The 18907-nt window shown below is 38.7% G+C and carries 20 protein-coding genes; 14 read left to right on the top strand and 6 right to left on the bottom strand.

The genetic code is table 11. The annotated features are described in order from the left end of the window. The first annotated feature begins 51 nt into the window (after positions 1-51). From O1449_RS14980 to O1449_RS14965, 4 genes are all read left to right on the top strand, one after another. The gene (locus O1449_RS14980) at positions 52-597 is read left to right on the top strand and encodes an ankyrin repeat domain-containing protein (protein WP_269229331.1); all 546 of its coding nucleotides are present in this window, start codon (positions 52-54) and stop codon (positions 595-597) included. 31 nt (positions 598-628) lie between these two features. Then, positions 629-1396 (top strand): transporter, encoded by a 768-nt coding sequence (locus tag O1449_RS14975; protein WP_269238711.1) that lies wholly within the window; start codon positions 629-631, stop codon positions 1394-1396. A 77-nt stretch (positions 1397-1473) separates the two neighbouring features. Beyond that, entirely contained in the window at positions 1474-3321 is a 1848-nt protein-coding gene (dsbD, locus tag O1449_RS14970; protein ID WP_269229333.1) for a protein-disulfide reductase DsbD, read from the top strand. Between the two features lie 2 nt (positions 3322-3323). Continuing rightward, positions 3324-4019: a glutathione S-transferase family protein gene (locus O1449_RS14965; protein ID WP_269238710.1), complete on the top strand. Its 696-nt coding sequence runs from the start codon at positions 3324-3326 to the stop codon at positions 4017-4019. Between the two features lie 44 nt (positions 4020-4063). Here the strand turns inward: O1449_RS14965 and O1449_RS14960 are convergent, their stop codons facing one another. Together O1449_RS14960 and O1449_RS14955 are read right to left on the bottom strand one after the other, a co-directional pair. Then, entirely contained in the window at positions 4064-5251 is a 1188-nt protein-coding gene (locus O1449_RS14960) for a GGDEF domain-containing protein (RefSeq protein ID WP_269238709.1), read from the bottom strand. 286 nt (positions 5252-5537) lie between these two features. Next, a complete protein-coding gene (locus tag O1449_RS14955; protein WP_269229336.1) occupies positions 5538-6449 on the bottom strand; it encodes an alpha/beta hydrolase in 912 nt (303 codons plus the stop codon). Positions 6450-6625: 176 nt separating this feature from the next. Between O1449_RS14955 and O1449_RS14950 the strand changes: the two genes are divergently transcribed. Further along, complete coding sequence (locus tag O1449_RS14950) at positions 6626-7063, top strand: DUF2147 domain-containing protein (protein WP_269229337.1); 438 nt, start codon at positions 6626-6628, stop codon at positions 7061-7063. Positions 7064-7134: 71 nt separating this feature from the next. Here O1449_RS14950 and O1449_RS14945 read toward each other — a convergent pair whose 3' ends face one another. Both O1449_RS14945 and O1449_RS14940 read right to left on the bottom strand, forming a co-directional pair. Then, positions 7135-7485, bottom strand: coding sequence for an arsenate reductase (locus O1449_RS14945; protein ID WP_269238708.1), 351 nt, complete (start codon positions 7483-7485; stop codon positions 7135-7137). A 441-nt stretch (positions 7486-7926) separates the two neighbouring features. Continuing rightward, positions 7927-8751 carry an exodeoxyribonuclease III gene (locus O1449_RS14940; RefSeq protein ID WP_269238707.1) on the bottom strand — a complete coding sequence of 275 codons (825 nt, stop codon included), beginning with the start codon at positions 8749-8751 and terminating at the stop codon, positions 7927-7929. Positions 8752-8792: 41 nt separating this feature from the next. Here O1449_RS14940 and pyrE point away from each other — a divergent pair, with 41 nt between their 5' ends. From pyrE to O1449_RS14925, 3 genes are all read left to right on the top strand, one after another. Continuing rightward, a complete protein-coding gene (gene pyrE / locus O1449_RS14935; protein ID WP_061393106.1) occupies positions 8793-9443 on the top strand; it encodes an orotate phosphoribosyltransferase in 651 nt (216 codons plus the stop codon). Positions 9444-9744: 301 nt separating this feature from the next. After that, the gene (locus tag O1449_RS14930) at positions 9745-10983 is read left to right on the top strand and encodes an AAA family ATPase (protein WP_269238706.1); all 1239 of its coding nucleotides are present in this window, start codon (positions 9745-9747) and stop codon (positions 10981-10983) included. A gap of 14 nt (positions 10984-10997) precedes the next feature. Next, on the top strand, positions 10998-11738 hold the full coding sequence (locus O1449_RS14925; RefSeq protein WP_269238705.1) for an RloB family protein: 741 nt from the start codon (positions 10998-11000) through the stop codon (positions 11736-11738). A gap of 20 nt (positions 11739-11758) precedes the next feature. Here O1449_RS14925 and O1449_RS14920 read toward each other — a convergent pair whose 3' ends face one another. Next, a complete protein-coding gene (locus tag O1449_RS14920; RefSeq protein WP_269238704.1) occupies positions 11759-11947 on the bottom strand; it encodes a DUF3565 domain-containing protein in 189 nt (62 codons plus the stop codon). After that, complete coding sequence (locus tag O1449_RS14915; protein ID WP_050041168.1) at positions 11948-12400, bottom strand: MarR family winged helix-turn-helix transcriptional regulator; 453 nt, start codon at positions 12398-12400, stop codon at positions 11948-11950. A gap of 179 nt (positions 12401-12579) precedes the next feature. Between O1449_RS14915 and O1449_RS14910 the strand changes: the two genes are divergently transcribed. The 6 genes from O1449_RS14910 (at position 12580) to O1449_RS14885 (ending at position 18900) form a co-directional block, all read left to right on the top strand. Then, positions 12580-13062 (top strand): glutathione peroxidase, encoded by a 483-nt coding sequence (locus tag O1449_RS14910; protein WP_046739821.1) that lies wholly within the window; start codon positions 12580-12582, stop codon positions 13060-13062. A 222-nt stretch (positions 13063-13284) separates the two neighbouring features. Beyond that, positions 13285-14229 (top strand): glutathione synthase, encoded by a 945-nt coding sequence (gshB, locus tag O1449_RS14905; protein ID WP_269238703.1) that lies wholly within the window; start codon positions 13285-13287, stop codon positions 14227-14229. Positions 14230-14455: 226 nt separating this feature from the next. Then, entirely contained in the window at positions 14456-15553 is a 1098-nt protein-coding gene (gene murG, locus O1449_RS14900) for an undecaprenyldiphospho-muramoylpentapeptide beta-N-acetylglucosaminyltransferase (RefSeq protein WP_269238702.1), read from the top strand. Between the two features lie 13 nt (positions 15554-15566). After that, on the top strand, positions 15567-17018 hold the full coding sequence (gene murC / locus O1449_RS14895) for a UDP-N-acetylmuramate--L-alanine ligase (RefSeq protein ID WP_269229345.1): 1452 nt from the start codon (positions 15567-15569) through the stop codon (positions 17016-17018). A gap of 91 nt (positions 17019-17109) precedes the next feature. Then, on the top strand, positions 17110-18036 hold the full coding sequence (locus O1449_RS14890) for a D-alanine--D-alanine ligase (RefSeq protein WP_269229346.1): 927 nt from the start codon (positions 17110-17112) through the stop codon (positions 18034-18036). A 6-nt stretch (positions 18037-18042) separates the two neighbouring features. Further along, on the top strand, positions 18043-18900 hold the full coding sequence (locus tag O1449_RS14885; RefSeq protein WP_269229347.1) for a cell division protein FtsQ/DivIB: 858 nt from the start codon (positions 18043-18045) through the stop codon (positions 18898-18900). Positions 18901-18907 lie beyond the last annotated feature (7 nt).

Here is an 18907-nt window from a genome sequence, read left to right as displayed (position 1 = left end):
GTCGGGATATTCGGCATAATAGAAACATTCAATACAATGTGAGAATTGGTCATGTTAAGCAATCAGCAGCAAGCCTTGGTGCAAGCCATACAACAACTCGATTTAGACCAAGTGCAATCTTTACTTGCTGCAGGACTCGACCCGAACTTTATTGATCCTGAACATGGTTTTCCTGTATCTATTGTATGTGATGGTTTATTTGTGTGGTGGGAAAATGTGTGTGAAGCCTATGAAGCAGGCAAGCCATTGACCGACGTTGAAAAACAACAACAACTGCAAGTTTACCTACACATTTTAGATGCATTGATTCAAGCAAAAGCCAATTTACATTTATGGGATGCAGAAGAATTCTACGGCCCACTTTGGGATGCCGCTAGTGCAGCATGTGTACCTGTTGTACAGCGTTTACTCGATGAAAAAGTAGATCCGAACACACGTGACGAAGAAGGTTTAACGATTTTATCTTCAATCAGCCAACTGTTTTTTGATTGTGATTTCGATGAAATTGACTGGTCAGAATCTTTACCAGAAGAACGTGAAACTCTCGAGTTATTACGCAGCCATGGTGCGAAAATGTCAAAAGAGCTAACGGTATAAGTTCAGCCAATAGAATAGAAAGGGGATAATCATGAAAAAAATTGGAACATTGAGCTTGATTGCTGCATCAATGATGGCAAGCACTGCTTTTGCAGCAGATTTCTCTTTTGACCGCCCAGGCTCAGGTATAGGTACGGGTATTACACCTGTAGGTCACTTGGCGTGGGAGCAAGGACTACCGAGCGTAAGCTATCAAGAAGGGACAGTCGATGGCGTAAAAGATAAAACGCTTACATTGAACGGTGACATGTTGTTACGCACAGGTTTAGCTGATGGTCTAGAATTACAATTGGGTTGGCAAGGTCCTGTTTGGCAGCAATATAAACATGCTGGCACTAAGAAAGAAACCCATGGTTTAGGTGATGTCAGTATTGGTTTGAAAAAGGCGATTAATTTAAAAGATGATCGTTTAACAATGGCATTGTTAGCAGAAGCGATTATTGCGACTGGCAATGATGAATTCACGAATCACGATGATATTTATAGCCTCACTTCAGCAGTTGCGTATAAGTTCAGCGATTTGGTGGGTACATCAATTACTATGCGTTATGAAGCACAAAACAGTGATTGGGCCGTGACAGCAATTCCAACCATTGATTATAAAATTGCGGGTAAATTATCTGGTTTTTCAGAGTTTGTTTATCGTAAAGCAGAAAGCCAAGACTATGAATATGGTTTAGGAACAGGCTTAGTCTATAGCTTAAATGATCGAGCTCAACTTGATGCCAGTATAGGTGTCGATTTGAATGGCGATCAAAAAAGCTATAACGGTGGTTTAGGTTTATCTGTTTTATTCTAGTCAAAATCTCCGCTAACTTTTGAAATCATTCTACAAAATGAGTCTTAAGTTATCGGGAGAGTTACAGTGAGATGAACATGAGAATGTCTGTTCAGGGTGGGTACCTTAGCCAATTAATGCGCTACTTTTTGGCTACTTTATTGTTGTTATGTACGTCTTTGGTTTACGCTCAAGACAATCTATCAGCACCGTTACTGACTCCTGAACAGGCATTTGCATTTTCAGTTGAATCGACCAAAACCAATCAAGCGCGGTTACACTGGACTATTCAGCCCAATTATTATCTCTATCAACACAAATTTGAGGTTCAACAAGGCAATCAACCTGTTACGTTGAAATTACCCAAAGCAGTTGAACAGTACGATGAAAACTATGGTCATAGCCAAGTTTATTATCAGCAAGCAGAGTTTGAGATTAGCACTCAAGCATCTCAACATTATCGTGTTACATGGCAGGGTTGTGCCAAAGACCGTATTTGCTATCCACCTCAAAATATTGAATTTCAAACCGATGCTGATGGGTTGGTCAGTGTCGAAAATGTCAGTTCTAATTCTCAAAAACGTTTTTTAGATGTTGCTCGTTCTGCGAATAGCTTAAATGCTCAGACCGCAGAGACGGATGAACTTACAACTGAAAAATCTAATGATGTAAAGCTGAATGATTCAACCAATATGGCGCAAGACCAACAGTGGTCAAGCACATTGGCACAGCACTCTCTTGCTTATAGCTTGTTATTATTTCTAGGTTTAGGAATTTTATTGGCATTTACGCCGTGTTCTTTACCAATGTTGCCGATTTTGACCTCATTGATTGTTCGTGAACATAAAGGCGTTAAAGCATGGACGATTGCGCTTACTTTTGTATTTAGTATGGCAATGGTCTATGCCGTATTGGGTTTAATTGCCTCTGTGGCAGGGCTAAATTTCCAACGATGGTTACAGCAACCTGCGACATTAGTTGCATTTAGTCTATTGTTCGTTGTATTCGCTTTAAATCTGTTTGGTTTATTTGAATTGAAACTGCCACAGAAATGGGTGAATCGCCTCGACCAAATGCAGTCAGTACAACAAGGTGGGACTTTGCTTGGTGCAAGTATCATGGGCATGATCTCCGCATTGTTAGTCGGTCCGTGTATGACAGCACCTCTAGCGGGTACATTACTCTTTATTTCACAAACGCAAAATCAGTGGCAAGGTGCTTTACTATTATTCACCTTGGGATTTGGTATGGGTATTCCATTACTGCTTGCCAGTGTTCTAGGTGCAAAGGCACTACCGAAAGCAGGAGAATGGATGCATCAAATTAAGGTTATTTTTGCCTTTTTGATGTTGGCTTTAAGTATTTATTTTATCCGTCCGTTGTTGCCTGAATTAGCGATTCAAATACTTAGTCTTGTATTGGGCATGGCATTTATTGGTTTCGCGATATATCGTCTGTTTGTGAAGAAAGGGCAATTACAGTGGTTATATGCATTGTTGCTGATGATCTCAGTTCCGTTTTTAGCTTTTAACCAATATCAACATATTCAAAATTTAAGCACAGTTCAGGCAGATAAATTAGCCGAGTGGCATGTCGCAACAACCGCTGCTGATTTTCAGCGGATTCTAGCCAACGCACCAAAAGATCGGGCCGTTGTGATTGATGTGTATGCAGACTGGTGTGTGGCTTGTCAGCCGATTGAACATCGTGTATTAAAAGATGCGGAAGTTCAACAGGCATTATCTCGTTATTATTTGATTAAACTTGATTTAAGTCATTATGATGCGTCGCATCAGGCCTTATTAAATCAATGGGATATTTTAGGACCGCCAACCTATTTATTTTTAGATCAAAAACAACAAGAAGTACGTTCACTGCGTTTAACTGGTGCTTTTCAAAAATCAGAATTATTACAACAACTCACCTTGCTGAAAGGGAAATTATAATCATGTATCAATTGTTTATTGGCAATAAAAATTATTCAACTTGGTCGATGCGACCGTGGATTTTATTAAAACAACTTGGCATTCCATTTCAGGAGCATTTAATTCAATTTGATAGTTTTGAAGCTGATAGCCAATTTAAAACTGAGATTTTAAAATTGAATTCAACGGGCAAAGTCCCAACACTCATGCATGATGATTTGATTATTTGGGATAGTCTGGCGATTTGTGAATATATTGCTGAACAAAATCCAGAGAAGAATGCGCTACCCCAAGATAGAAAGCAACGAGCGAGAGCACGATGCATTAGTGCAGAAATGCATAGTAGTTTTCAAAGCTTACGTAATTTGTGTCCAATGAATGTTGAGGCTGATTTGTCCCAGATTGGAAAAGAACTTTGGGCTGACCATGAGCAATTACGGAATGACGTCGCTCGAATTGATCAAATTTGGTCAGAGCGACCAAGTGAAGAGCAGTTTTTATGTGGTGAGTTTAGTCTAGCCGATGCATTTTATGCGCCTGTGGCGATGCGTTTTGAATGTTATAAATTACCCATTTCTGCTGCTAGCCAAAGTTATATGCACAACATATTATCTTTGGCATCAGTTCAAGAGTGGATCGCAGGAGCCAAACAAGAACAGATGTTTGTACCCTTTGATGAGCCTTATCGTAATCATCGTGAAGAATATTTAAAAGACTAAACAACAGATCAAAAATAAAGGCATCTTTGGATGCCTTTATTGGATTAATTTAAGAAAAGTTCAGTAAAAATTTTAACTTGATTTCGACCAGATGCTTTTACCGCATACAATGCTTGATCTGCCTGACTAATAATTAAATGAGGTTCATCGGCACTGAGTGTGCTACTGATTCCAAAACTGGCACTGATAGAAAACTCTTGATGATCTTCTGAGGTAAATTGTAACTCACTAATCGCTAAGCGACAGCGCTCAGCCACATTTTGTGCTTGTGCAGGCGTAGTATTGGGCAATAATAAAATAAATTCCTCGCCCCCAAAGCGCCCAATCATATCTCGGTCACGTAAATTATTCGCCAAACATTTTGCAACATTGACCAACACTTGATCCCCCACGCTATGCCCAAAATGATCGTTAATATTTTTAAAATGATCTAAATCAAGTAATACAATCGAGTACAGTTGATTGGGTTGCTGATGTAAGCGCTCTAAGTGATTGCTAATACTACGACGATTCATCACATTCGTGAGCGGATCTAAACGACTAAGTACTTGAATAGCTGTTTCTCGAATTCGCCATTGTTTGAGTAGACTTTCAAATAGCAGTAAACAAGCAATTAAAATTGGCAATAAGAAGAAAAACATGCTGCCAACCCAAAAAGGATGCATTTGAGCTTGATTCAGGACTTCTAGCTTAAATATCGGTGCATATTGTAGGACACCATACATACTTAAAAAGTTGCAAAACAGCAGTGCGATTGTTGCTGGCACCAGCGCACAATAAATCATTTTACGATCAAACAGAACCAGACCTACTCCCACGACACTGACATAGGCAACCATGGTTGCAGGACTAAAACTGCCAATCAGATAGCCTGTATGACAGAGTAAAACAGTAAAGATCTGTACGCTTAAAATCGGAATGATTTCTTTTACCCAAGATTTATCTTTATAAATAAAGCAGGGCACAATCAAACTTAAAAAGACAAAAAGCATGATTACATTGGTCCAAAGTTTAGATCGAACCAACGGTAAATTTACCCATTGCCATGTAAATGGATTGAGCAAGACAAAACTGTCCCAAATAATTCCAAATAGACTCATAAGTGAGGCTAAGATTAGCAACAAAATACATTTCTTTAACATGTTCCAATTAATTAATGGTTCATGTTCCCAGAACTGCGAGAAATTCCATTTTTCTCTGTCAACTAATCTCTTACAATGAATCCTCATCATTGGCATGTTTCCTTATATGCAATGAGATTCCTAAGAAACGTTATTAGTGTAAATTCGTTGTCAAAAATATTATTAAACGATTATTAAAATAACAATAGCACCTTTAGAATGAGAAGTAAGTCTAGCTATGTGCTTTTTAATGTAAATTAGGAGAGGAAAAATTCTTTGAAAAAGGAAGCTTAATCTAAATATTCGATCAGTTTGTTCTTATAATGACAAAAATGAATTAAGAATGACAATGGTCAGACATAGCTGACCATTTTCTGCAAAATCATCAAATTATGTTTTAATCACGATCAATTGCATGAGCAAAATCCGCAATGTCTGCTAAAGCTTGTTTGGCTTCAGGGAACCATGCATTAAACATTTGGAAGTTATGCCACATGCCTGTATACAGTTTAAAGTGTACTTTGACGCCCGCTTTTTCTGCTTTTTCTCTAAAGCGTTTTGAATCATCCAGTAAAATTTCTTTTGAGCCGACTTGCACCAGTGTTGGCGGTAAGCCTTTAAGATCATCAAATAGAGGAGAAACACGGGGATCATCCGCTTGTACACCATCTTTTAAGTAATGATTAATTCCTGCTTGTAAGGCTTCAATAGAGAGCAGGGCATCATGTTTTTGATTAAAGCGTAATGATTCACTGGTTAAGGTGAGATCTAAATAGGGTGACATGAGAATTAAACCACTTGGCATTAACTCAGGTTGTGCTTTTAGTCTTAGGCACAATGCCAATGCAAGGTTTGCCCCACAAGAGTCACCTGAAATAATAATATCTTTGGGCTTAATACCTTGCACTAACAATGCTTGATAAACATCAAAAATTGCATCAATGGCTTCGGGAAAAGCATGCTCAGGTGCTAAAGGATAATCGACATGAACCACTTGCATTTGGGTTCGTGCGGCAATATCGGTCATGAGAGCACGATGGGTATTTAAACTACCTAAGAAAAAAGCGCCGCCATGAATATGGAAAATTAGTTGAGTGGCCGATGCTTGTGCTTTGATCTCTTCGCCACGAACACCCGCTAAGCGCAATGGTCGAATTTGTACTGTTGGATTTTGAGGGAATAGACGACAAAGTTGGTCTAATAAAGGTCGCAAAGCATTCGGGGCTAAATTAAACTGACTCGGCGTACGAATGGTCGCTTTTAGTAATGATTCAGTAAAATAATATTTCCAAACAGTACCAAGTTTCATAATTTTTCCATATTGTTAGGTCAATATATAAATAAGAGTTTTGACTTGCGCTGCAATAAAAGCAGTGCTTTGTTTTTGCTCAAAGTATACCCAATAGTCATAATCAAGAATTGCAATATTGATAAAAATTCTCAATACTCTTAGTCTTGAAAAGACCCCTTAAGGATATTACAAAAATGAAGAAAATTGCTTTAGCATTTGGATTGCTCGGTTTAACAACTTTTGCCAATGCAGCAGATATATTAAATGGCTCAGTTTGGCAAACCATTGATGATGAAACAAAACAGCCAAAAGCGATCGTGAAATTTACGGAGCTGAAGGATGGCACGCTTACAGCATCTATTCAAAAATATTTAGTTCCAGGTCAAGAGAATGCATGTTCAAAATGCGAAGGAACATTTCATAACAAGACATTAAAGGGCGTAACGATTGTTCATAGCCTTAAAAATGTGGGTGGCGTAAATTATGATGGTGGTTCGATTATCGATCCTAAGAATGGCAAAACTTATAAATTGAAAGCTGAAATCATCGAAGGTGGTAAAAAGCTTAAATTACGCGGTTATATCGGTGTAGCGGCGCTTGGTCGTAACCAAACTTGGATTCGTGCAAACTAATCACACTTTAAGCGTAAAAAAACCGAGTCTCATGACTCGGTTTTTTATTTCTATTAATGGGAATAAGTCATTTATGCTGATAAAGCTTGATAAGTCGCTTCATCAAAGCCAATGACAAAGCCTTCAGGCGTTTGTAAAACGGGACGTTTAATCAAACTCGGCTGAGCAATTAAAGTTTCAATCAAATTTTCCTGATTACTGGTTGCATGTGTCTGTTCTGCTTCGGTTAATTTACGCCAAGTCGTACCTTTTTTATTTAGGACCTTATCTGCGCCAATCTCTTTTAGCCAAATTGCTAAAGTGTCAGCATCAATCCCTTGTTTTTTATAATCATGAAATTCGTAAGCAATACCTTGTACTTGTAAGGCATCGAAAGCCTTTTTCATTGAACTACAATTTTTAATACCATAAATTTTAAACATACTGAAAACCATAACAACACAATGAAAGATATGCCTTAAAGCCTAACGTAAAAGACAGGGAATGTACCAGTTGAAAATTTTTATCAAGTTAATTGATGTTATGTATTAAGCGTAGATTAAATGACCAAATCTTTCTTATTTTTTGAACAAAATTGCTAAATACAAAGCAGGGGAAAAATATTTAATATCTGAAAAAGAGAAAACCCGCATCTAATCATCCTGATCATGCGGGTCTCATTTCAACGTCCAATGTCTCATCCTTGCAAATAAACTTAATCTAAGTTTATTTTGTCTTCCTACGGCGTCCTATTCCTTTTTGGTCATCCTGACCGCTTCCCTGTGCCGTGGTGCTATAATGCCGTTACAGCTGGTAAATAAAAATACACAAAAAACGACATGATATGTAAGCTAAAGAGACGGGTAAAGTGAACAAGTGTTCACTTATTCGTGTATTTTATAATCAATAATCACAGGTGCATGGTCACTAAACCATTGTTCTTTATACACCCAAGCATTTGCAGTGCGTGCTTTCCAATCAGGAGAACATGCTTGATAGTCGATACGCCAACCGACATTTTTCGCACGTGCTTGCCCACGATTTGACCACCATGAATACAATTCGGCTTCTTTTCGTACCTCACGGAAGGTATCTACATAGCCAAGTTCATCATAAATATGGTCGAGCCATGCGCGTTCATGCGGTAAACAGCCAGATGATTTCTGATTGCCTGACCAGTTTTTAATATCAATACGTTTATGCACGATATTGTAGTCACCACACACGATGATGGATTTATTTTCATCTCGCCATTGTTTGAGTATTTGGGCATATTCTTGAAGAAACAAATCTTTACGTGCTTGTGCTTCATCACCGCTTGAACCTGACGGCAAGTATAACGAAGCAATATGAACAGGGTGTGACAGACCTAAATCGAATTCCGCCGTGATAAAACGTCCTTGCGAATCTGCCAATTCAAAGCCTAAGCCATTTTGCACAGAGACAAAAGGTAAGCGACTATAAATGGCTGTGCCTGCATAACCTGCACGTTCAGCAGGGAATAGATGTGTGTACCAACCTTCAGGTTTAAATTTATGTGTCCATTGTTCATGGGTGATGCGGCTTTCTTGCATGCACACCACATCGGCATCGGACTGTTCTAACCACTCAAGCAGACCTTTGGTCACAGATGAACGTAGACCATTTACGTTAATTGAAACCACTCGAAGAATTTTTACATCACTTGGATAGCGATCCTTTGGTATCATACGTCTGTTTAACCTCAATTAAAGAATTTGGAGCACCTTATATGACAACGCCTGTGTCATTTCATCCGCAAGCTTTTATCGAACTCGCATTATCACGTGGTGTGCTTAAATTTGGTGAGTTTACCTTAAAATCAGGTCGTGTCAGTCCTTATTTCTTTAACGCAGGTTTGCTCAATGATGGCGAAGCGTTGTCTTTGTTAGCACAAGGTTATGCCGATAAATTGGTTCAGTGTGAAAACGTTGGTGTGATTTTTGGCCCTGCTTATAAAGGTATTCCTTTTGTTGCCGCGACTGCAGTGGCATTGTCTCAAGTACATGGTAAGAGTGTTCCTTGGGGTTTTAATCGTAAAGAAGCCAAAGATCATGGTGAAGGTGGTGTGTTGGTTGGCGCATCGGTTGCAGGGCAAAAAGTTTGGATCATTGATGATGTGATCACTGCGGGGACTGCGATTCGTGAAGTTGTGACTATTTTAAAAAATGCAGGTGCGACGATTGCAGGGGTGTTGGTTGCGTTAGATCGTCAAGAACGTGGTCAGGGTGAGCTTTCTGCGATTCAGGAAGTACAAAAAGAACTTGAAATCCCTGTACATGCTTTAATCACGATGAAAGATTTGATGGATTATTTGGATGCAAAAGGTGAGAAAGAAGCATTGGCAAATATGCAGGCTTATCGTGAAAAATATGGCATCTAAATTTTAGATAGTAGGGAAGGAAGCCTAAGCTTCCTTTTATTTTGATTGCAAATCATGATTAAAAATAGGTGTGAAATGTGAAAAATCCATAAAAAGCCTGATTGCTAAGAATCAGGTTGTACTTAACATTATAAGATATTGAAATAAAATGACTAATTTGGGTGATTACGCATAAGCTGTATTATGTTAATTTTAAAAAATCTAAATAAATGATACTTGTATTAAATAAAGTTTGATATATATTTAAATATACACAATAATAATTTCATGGATAAAACATCCAAGATAACAAGGTTTCAGCATGATTATTGATTTTACAATCGAAAATTTCTTATCTTTTAAAGAGCAACAAACTTTAAGTTTTGTCGCTGAGCCTCCTTATGATATTCATCCAGATCACTTGTTAGACACTCCAGAAAAAGGCTTAAAGCTCCTAAAAACTATTGTGATTTATGGTGCGAATGCTTCAGGGAAATCTAATTTTTTATCAGCAATCCATTTTCTTAAACAGTTAATCATTAATTCGACAGAAAAAAAGCTAGATGAACCTTTTGAGTTAATTCCATTTCTTCTAGATAAAGAACAAAAGAATGCTCCAACCTCTTTTGAAGTTAATTTCTTTTGTGCAGATATTAGATATAACTATTATTTGGTATTAGACAAAAAAAAAGTATTTCATGAACACCTTTCTTATTACCCTAAAAAGTATAAAAAGAACATTTTTACTAGAGATTTAAATGAATCTGGAGAATATGAATATAATATTGGTACTGATTTAAAACCGAAAAGAATCTATGAAGATACAGCCCTAAAAACGTTACCCAACGTTTTATACTTATCAAAGATGGTAAAAGAAAATAGTCAATTTTTAAAAACTATCTATGATTGGTTTGCTAACACTTTATCTGAACAATTTTCATTAGAGGATACCGCTAAAAGTATTCACTCTGACAATCAATTTAAGGAAAATTTTTTAAAATTTTTAAAAGATCAAGATATTGATATTTTAGATATTAGTGTAGATAAAGGATCACTTGCTGAACAAATTATTAAAAATAATGATTTTACTCCAGAGGTTCAAGAAAGAATTATCGAAGATCTTAAAAACCGATATTACTACGACATTAAAACTTTCCACAAAAACTCAGATAATGAACTTGAACCATTTGATTTAGAATTAGAGTCTCAAGGGACACGTAAGCTTTTTGCTCTATCTTCATTATTGTTGAATAATTATAAAAAATTTGAAAAGACTTTTTATGTCGATGAATTAAGTTCAGCATTGCACCCACTATTAGTTAAAAATTTTCTGAAAGAATTCAATAGGACTACTAATAATCAATTAATTTGCGTCACACATGATACTCACTTAATTAACCAAGAATGTTTGAGAAAAGATCAAATTTATTTCGTGGAAAAAGATAAATCTCAAGTTTCCTCTATCTATTCTTTGCTAGAATTCAATCCAAGAAACGATAGAGAAAATTGGGAGTTGCGCTATCTGACAGGAAGATATGGCGCTACTCCATTTTTTGGATAATTTGAGAATCAGATATGGGTAGTGACGATATAGCTAAAAAACGTATTTCTGCAAACAAAGAAAGACGGAACTCTCAAAAGGAAACTCGAAAAGCACGTAATGTTGGCAATCGTTCTATCATTCCTAATATTTTAATATTGACTGAGGGGCATTCAGAAAATATATACTTTAATAAATTAATCCAAATATTAAGTTTAGGTACTGTTAAATCAAGGAAAAGTGTTAGTACAGCTTGTACAGGTATATTGAGAGAGGCTGAAGAAGAGGCTATCAAACTAAAAGATACAGAAATGGAGTTAAATTATATTTTCTGTATTTTTGACTTAGACACTGTAAGAAATAAAAGACATTTAGAAATTTTGTCAAAAATAAATTCTGATTTCAAACAAATTATCCCTATTTATTCATTTCCTTGTATAGAGATTTGGTTTCTTCTCCATTATGAATGTAATCCCCGGCCATTCCAATCGAAAGGAAAGAAATCTATTGGTGATACTGTTAAAGAGCATTTTAAAAAGACATATGCACCTGAGTATTCTGAAACTAATACAGATATTATTGAAGCGTTAGCCTCTCAATATAATCACGCTATTCATAATTCTATTCGACTATATGAGCAACAAGTACAGGTAAACTCAAATAACCCTATTACAAATATACATAGCCTTGTGCTATTACTAAAAAATATCTCAGATCGTACTCAAAATTACTCATTTGATGAGCAATATCAATGCTTCATTGAAACACACATTTAACATAAAATCTCTTATGTGAATCACTCTTCCTCACACTTTTTACATTCCAACATCACCCCTAACTTTTCTTTACGCCCTTGCTCCGTCAAAACCCAAGGGCGATTTTGCCACGGTGGGTCATGGCGTACATGTTGCGTATGACCACATGCGAGATCAGCAACGAAATGTCCTTCGTCATCGAGATGAAATCCAACAATGGCTTGCTGCATTTATTCACTCAAACTTTCGAGTTTAGAATCCTCTAAACCCTTTAAAAAACGATGGCATAGATTATGAATTGCCACCAAATCATTTGGATCAACACCTAAAGAGCAGGCGAGTTTAAACGGAATTAAGGTAATTTCATCTTTTGCAGCAAGTGCTTTTTCAAGCAAAATCACCTTTTTCATACGTTCATCTTCTTTCACTGCAATGCGCTTTAAAAACTGTTTTTCTTCAAGTTTTTTAATAATTGGCGTCAGCGTGCCCGAATCAAAAAAGGTCTTTTGACCAATTTCAGACAACGTTACATTGTCCTTTTCATACAAAGCCAGTAACACAATAAACTGCGGATAGGTCAGATCATATTCCTGAAGCAAAGGACGATATTGGCGAATCATTGCATTGGTCGCGGAATACATTGCAAAACACACTTGATTATCCAAGTAAGAAAATTCAGTCATGCTTTGCTCCTCAACGTCATCTTTGCGAAATCACAGTATAGTTTGCTTAATGCAAAAAGTATATTGTGCATAATTAACTTGCGCACAATATAATTGTGTGCAATATTAATTCGCATAGCTGAACAAATAGACAAAGCTATTAAGCAAATAAGATTGATTGAATCAGAGCGAGATGTTGTATGACGACAATTTATGATTTTCAGGCTGAACTTTTAGAAGGCGAGCAAAAGAACTTAGCAGATTATCAAGGCAAAGTTTTATTGGTGGTGAACACGGCAAGTCAATGTGGCTTAACCCCACAATTCGAAGGACTTGAGAAGCTATATCAGGACTATCAACAACAAGGTTTGGTGATTTTAGGCTTTCCATGTAACCAGTTTGCCAACCAAGACCCATCAAGTAATGAGGAAATAGGCAGCTTCTGTCAACGCAACTATGGTGTGTCATTCCCTATGTTTGCCAAAGTCGATGTGAATGGTTCAAATGCACATCCGATTTATAAATATCTCACTTCAGAAGCCAAAGGCATTTTAGGTAGTGAAAGCATCAAATGGAATTTCACCAAGTTTTTGATTAACCAAAATGGTGAAGTCATCAAACGCTATTCACCAACCACCAAACCTGAAAAAATTAGCAAAGATATTCAAAAACTATTGGCTTAATTTGATTTTAAAATGCAATGCTTTAAAAATTACTGGTATCGAAATCATCTACCAGTAATTTTTTATTTTTATCACTCAGAAAATCGTCTATTTAAATAAATCGAATCTAGTGATTTGAATAAATTAGAATTTTTTAGATTTAATAATTACATAACTTGTTTAAACAACATCAACAAACTTCGCTATACTTTTTGCCAAGATTAAAAATATGAGCGTCAAACTATGCGTGTACTTGTGGTGATGGACCCAATCGAAACGGTGAATCTCAAGAAAGATTCCACGATGGCAATGTTATGGGCGGCAAGCCGTCGCGGTCATGAATTGGGTTATGCATTACAACACGATTTATATATTGATCAAGGCAAAGCTTTTGGTTTGATTTCACCACTCCAAGTTTTTGAAGATTACGATCATTATTATGAGTTGGGCGAGAAGCGCAAAGAGTCATTGGCGGATTACGATGTGGTGCTGATGCGCAAAGACCCACCGTTTGATATGAATTTTGTCTATACCACTTATATTCTGGAACAAGCTGAACGTGAAGGGGCATGGATTATTAACAAACCACAATCGCTACGCGACTGTAATGAAAAGTTGTTCGCGACTCAATTTCCAGAACTTCAAGTACCAACTTTAGTGACTTCACAACAAAGCTTGATTCGTGAATTCATCAAAGAACATGGTGATGTGATTGTGAAACCTTTGGATGGTATGGGTGGGATGGGTATTTTCCGTTTATACCAAGATGGGGTAAATATTGGTTCAACTTTGGAAATGCTCACCGAAATGGGTACATGTCCAATCATGGCACAACGCTATATTCCTGAAATTGTTGAAGGTGATAAGCGTATCTTGATGGTCAATGGTGAACCGATTCCATATTGTTTAGCGCGTATTCCGCAAAATGGTGAAGTACGAGGTAATTTGGCGGCAGGTGGTCTAGGTCAGGCACGTCCACTCACTGAAAATGACAAAATGATTGCGGCGAAAGTTGGGCCTTTCCTGCGTGAAAAAGGTTTGGTTTTTGTCGGTCTCGATGTGATTGGTAACTATGTGACTGAAATTAATGTCACCAGTCCGACCTGTATCCGTGAGATTGATGCCCAATTTGGAACCTCGATTGCAGACGATTTATTTGATGTGCTAGAAGTGGGGCGAAACAGCTAAGATTACGCCATTTTTTGACCAAACTGCCCGTTTGTATTTCGATTAAATTTATGTGCAAATGGGCGTTTGGATATTGGCAGAACCTTGTTTTCAACAAAGAATTAAAAAAAGCTTAGCTTTCTGTTGTAAACAGGTGAAATTCGCTTTTCGTGAATGAAGCTTTAGGATTAGAATAACTCCCGAAAACAATAGACGATAACCTTCTTTTGAGTTGAAGAATTAGACCGTGACCAATTCACCACAGAACAAAGCTAAACATGTCATGATGATGGCCGCTGGTACAGGTGGGCATGTTTTCCCTGCGCTTGCTGTTGCCAAACAACTGCAACAAGAAGGCTGCCAAGTCTCTTGGTTAGCGACGCCTACAGGAATGGAAAATCGGTTACTTAAAGATCAAAATATTCCGATTTATCAAATTGATATTCAGGGTGTGCGTGGTAATGGTATTTTACGTAAGCTGAGTGCGCCATTTAAAATTCTAAAAGCAACATTAAGCGCGATGCGCTATATGAAGCAATTAAACATTGATGCTGTGGCGGGTTTCGGTGGTTATGTCGCTGGACCCGGTGGCTTGGCTGCACGTTTACTCGGTATTCCTGTGTTAATCCATGAACAGAATGCCATTGCAGGATTTACCAACACCCAATTGGCGCGTATTGCCAAGACCGTGTGTCAGGCTTTTCCAAATACATTTGCAAACAGTGATAAAGTCGTGACCACAGGCAATCCTGTGCGTGCTGAAATTACTGCGATTTTGAACCCATCATGGCGTTATCAAACCCGTGAGCAAGAACGATTACCACTGAATATTTTGATTGTTGGTGGTTCACTGGGTGCACAAGCACTAAATGAACGTTTGCCTGAAGCTCTGAAAAAGGTCAATGTTCCATTGAATGTGTTTCATCAATGTGGCCAAAATCAGCAAGATACAACGCGTGAGCGTTATCAGGGTGCGCCTGCAAGTTTGAATATTCAAGTTGAGCCATTTATTCATGATATGGCAAAAGCCTACAGTGACGCTGATTTAATTATTTGCCGTGCTGGCGCATTAACGGTTACAGAAGTCGCAACTGCAGGTCTTGCTGCAGTGTTTGTTCCGCTGCCTATCGCAGTGGATGATCACCAGACCGCAAATGCGAAATTTTTAGCAAATGTCGGCGCTGCGAAGATTTGTCAACAAGCAGACATGACACCCGCTGTTTTAGATGAGTTGTTAGCCACATTATTAAATCGCCAACTACTGTCTGAAATGGCAATTAAAGCACGTCAACAAGCACAACCGAATGCAACTCAGCATGTGGTTGATCTGATTAAAAAATTGTAATTCGAGTTTATTTATGTCTCCAAAAAATCCAAACCAAGCCAAAAAGCTCATCAAAGTGCCGGAAATGCGCCGTATTAAACATATCCACTTTGTTGGGATTGGTGGTGCGGGGATGTGTGGTATCGCCGAGGTATTGGCCAATCAAGGTTATAAAATTTCTGGTTCAGACATTAAAGCCTCAAAGACCACAGCGCAACTCGAAAGCAATGGTATTAAAGTTTATATTGGGCATTCGGCTGAAAATATTAAAAATGCCAATGTGCTAGTAGTATCAACTGCGATTGATCCTGAAAATCCAGAAATTAAAGCCGCGATTGAACAACGCACACCGATTGTGCGCCGTGCAGAAATGCTAGGTGAGTTGATGCGTTATCGTCACGGTATTGCAGTTGCAGGGACACATGGTAAAACCACAACAACCAGTTTATTAACGACGATGTTGGCAGAAGAAAATCTAGATCCAACTTACGTGATTGGTGGTTTGCTGAATAGCACAGGTGTCAATGCTGCACTGGGTGAAAGCCGTTTTATCGTTGCAGAAGCCGATGAGTCAGATGCATCTTTCTTGTATTTGCAACCGATGGCTGCGATCGTGACCAATATTGATGCAGATCATATGGACACTTATGAAGGTAGCTTTGATAAGTTAAAAGATACCTTTATTCAGTTCTTACATAATTTACCATTCTATGGTTTGGCAGTCGTCTGTGGTGATGATGCTAATATTCGTGAAATTCTTCCTCGTATTGGTCGTCCAACTTTGACTTACGGTTTTGGTGAAGATAACGATATTCGTGCAGTCGATGTGGTACAAGAAGGTATGCAATCGCACTTTACTGTACTGCGTAAAGATCGTGAGCCATTACGCGTCACTATCAATCAACCAGGTCTGCATAATGTCTTGAATGCATTGGCTGCGATTGGTGTGGCAACTGATGAAGGTGTTTCTGATGGTGCGATTTGCCGTGCTTTAGAAGGCTTCAGTGGAGTGGGTCGTCGCTTCCAAGTTCAAGGTGAATTTGAAGTGGGCGAAGGCTTGGTGAAATTGGTCGATGACTATGGTCACCATCCGAAAGAGGTAGAAGCCACCATTAAAGCAGCGCGTGCCAGCCATCCCGACCGTCGTTTGGTAATGTTGTTCCAACCACACCGTTATAGTCGTACCCGTGATTGTTTTGATGATTTCGTCGATGTGTTATCGCAAGTGGATCAACTGTTATTACTGGAAGTCTATCCAGCAGGTGAAAAACCGATTGTGGGTGCGGATAGCCGTGCTTTGGCACGCAGTATTCGTTTACGTGGTGAAGTTGAACCGATTCTAGTTGATCCAGTTGATGGCAATTTGCCGAATGTTTTACAAAAAGTGTTACAAGCGAATGACTTGCTATTAACACAAGGCGCGGGTAACGTGGGCGCAATTTCGGTAGAATTGGCTCAGCATCGTTTGTATGCCAAATCCCCCTAACCCCCTTTGTTAAAGGGGGAACTCCTCCCTTTGAAAAGGGAGATGGAGAGGAATTTAATAGAATATATGAAGTTTTTTTAAGGATATAAACGTGTCAAATGCTGCAAAATTCGGCAAAGTTGCTGTGTTGTTTGGTGGGAAGTCGGCTGAACGTGCTGTGTCATTGGATAGTGGTCAAGCCGTTTTAGAGGCTTTGTTGCGCTCAGGTGTGCAAGCAGAAGCATTTGATCCACAAGAGCGAAGCGTGACTGAGTTAGTCGGTTATGATCGTGCTTTTATCGTATTGCATGGTCGTGGTGGTGAAGATGGTCAGATCCAAGGTGTGTTGGAGTGGTTAAACCTTCCATACACAGGCACGGGTGTGCAGGGTTCTGCGATTGGGATGGACAAAGTCAAAACCAAACAAATTTGGCAAGGGAGCGATTTACCGACCGCACCATATCGCATTATTACCAAAGATTCTGACCTAGATGCTGTCGTGGCAGACTTAGGATTACCTGTCATTATCAAGCCAGTACATGAGGGCTCAAGTGTTGGCATGAGTAAGGTTGAAAAAGCAGAAGATTTTGCGGCTGCGATTGAGAAAGCGACACAGCATGACGCTATCGTGATGGCTGAAAAGTGGATTACGGGTCGTGAATTCACCATTTCATTCTTGAATGGACAACCGCTGCCTGTGATTCGTTTACAACCGCCAGCAGACGTTGCTTTCTATGACTATGAGGCAAAGTATCAACGCAATGACGTGGAATATGGCATTCCTTGTGGTTTAAGCGAAGATGAAGAGAAAAGCTTACAAGCATTGTGTCTACGTGCTTTTCAAGCAGTTGGTGCGGAAGGTTGGGGGCGTATTGATGCAATGCAGGATGAGCAAGGCAATTTCTGGTTGTTAGAAGTCAATACCGTACCGGGAATGACCAGTCATTCTTTAGTGCCTAAAGCAGCTCAAGCCGTAGGTTATAGTTTCGATCAGCTCTGTGTTGCAATTTTAGAGCAAACTTTAACCCAATCGGCTTAATGATATATGGCTCAACTCCCTGCTTCTATGCGCCGTAAAATACGGCCAGCCATTAGCTCGATTCATGAGAAACCGCCTTCACAGAAACAAAAAATGATGAATGCAGGTGGCTGGGCGTTGTTGATCATTGCTTTTATTGTATTGGCAATTGGTCTCTATGGCTTATATAAAGTGATGACTGATGCAAAAGTCGCACAATTACAGGTGGTTGGGACTAACTCGGATATTGAAAATCAGCAGTTAGTGCAATATCTAAGTCCAATTATCAAAGATAACTATTTCACTTCCGATTTAGAGCAAATTCGAGATCAGGCGCTAAAAGTGTCTTGGGTTGACCGTGTCGTGGTATCACGAGCTTGGCCGAATGGGATTCGTGTAAGAGTTATGCCGCGTCACGCAATTGCGCGTTGGGGAACAGGGCGTTTGCTCAGTGATAATGGTGATGTCTTTAGTGAAGCTATATTAAAAGTACATCCAAACTTGCCACTTTTACATGGGCCAGTCAGCCAATCCAAAATGATGATGCGTCGCTATAATGAAATTAATCAACTGTTTCATCCAGCGAATTTAAGATTAAAAGAATTGTATTTAACAGAGCGAATGACGTGGTTTATGCAGTTTGATTCGGGTCTACGGATTATTGTGGATCAAGATCAAACCATGAACAAGCTTCAACGCTTAAGCCATTTGGCACAAACGGATCTCAAACCTGTATGGTCGAAAATCTCAGCAATTGATTTGCGTTATCGGAATGGCTTGGCCATTCAATGGAAAAACGCAATCCCGCCAAAGATTGTCAACGGTCAGTTAGTTGTAACGATTGATGACACAAGCCTTGCAGGGGCAATTCAGGCAAAGCCATAATACGTGG

The sequence above is a fragment of the Acinetobacter sp. TR3 genome, assembly GCF_027105055.1.
In the GTDB taxonomy this organism is placed as follows: domain Bacteria; phylum Pseudomonadota; class Gammaproteobacteria; order Pseudomonadales; family Moraxellaceae; genus Acinetobacter.
The sequence above is the reverse complement of the archived record's forward strand: the minus strand, read 5'-3'. Positions and strand labels throughout refer to the sequence as shown.

Coding starts and splice junctions, on each gene's coding strand:
- O1449_RS14980 (WP_269229331.1), top strand. CDS start 52: ATGTTAAGCAATCAGCAGCAAGCCTTGGTGCAAGCCATACAACAACTC.
- O1449_RS14975 (WP_269238711.1), top strand. CDS start 629: ATGAAAAAAATTGGAACATTGAGCTTGATTGCTGCATCAATGATGGCA.
- dsbD (WP_269229333.1), top strand. CDS start 1,474: ATGAGAATGTCTGTTCAGGGTGGGTACCTTAGCCAATTAATGCGCTAC.
- O1449_RS14965 (WP_269238710.1), top strand. CDS start 3,324: ATGTATCAATTGTTTATTGGCAATAAAAATTATTCAACTTGGTCGATG.
- O1449_RS14960 (WP_269238709.1), bottom strand. CDS start 5,251: ATGATGAGGATTCATTGTAAGAGATTAGTTGACAGAGAAAAATGGAAT.
- O1449_RS14955 (WP_269229336.1), bottom strand. CDS start 6,449: ATGAAACTTGGTACTGTTTGGAAATATTATTTTACTGAATCATTACTA.
- O1449_RS14950 (WP_269229337.1), top strand. CDS start 6,626: ATGAAGAAAATTGCTTTAGCATTTGGATTGCTCGGTTTAACAACTTTT.
- O1449_RS14945 (WP_269238708.1), bottom strand. CDS start 7,485: ATGTTTAAAATTTATGGTATTAAAAATTGTAGTTCAATGAAAAAGGCT.
- O1449_RS14940 (WP_269238707.1), bottom strand. CDS start 8,751: ATGATACCAAAGGATCGCTATCCAAGTGATGTAAAAATTCTTCGAGTG.
- pyrE (WP_061393106.1), top strand. CDS start 8,793: ATGACAACGCCTGTGTCATTTCATCCGCAAGCTTTTATCGAACTCGCA.
- O1449_RS14930 (WP_269238706.1), top strand. CDS start 9,745: ATGATTATTGATTTTACAATCGAAAATTTCTTATCTTTTAAAGAGCAA.
- O1449_RS14925 (WP_269238705.1), top strand. CDS start 10,998: ATGGGTAGTGACGATATAGCTAAAAAACGTATTTCTGCAAACAAAGAA.
- O1449_RS14920 (WP_269238704.1), bottom strand. CDS start 11,947: ATGCAGCAAGCCATTGTTGGATTTCATCTCGATGACGAAGGACATTTC.
- O1449_RS14915 (WP_050041168.1), bottom strand. CDS start 12,400: ATGACTGAATTTTCTTACTTGGATAATCAAGTGTGTTTTGCAATGTAT.
- O1449_RS14910 (WP_046739821.1), top strand. CDS start 12,580: ATGACGACAATTTATGATTTTCAGGCTGAACTTTTAGAAGGCGAGCAA.
- gshB (WP_269238703.1), top strand. CDS start 13,285: ATGCGTGTACTTGTGGTGATGGACCCAATCGAAACGGTGAATCTCAAG.
- murC (WP_269229345.1), top strand. CDS start 15,567: ATGTCTCCAAAAAATCCAAACCAAGCCAAAAAGCTCATCAAAGTGCCG.
- O1449_RS14885 (WP_269229347.1), top strand. CDS start 18,043: ATGGCTCAACTCCCTGCTTCTATGCGCCGTAAAATACGGCCAGCCATT.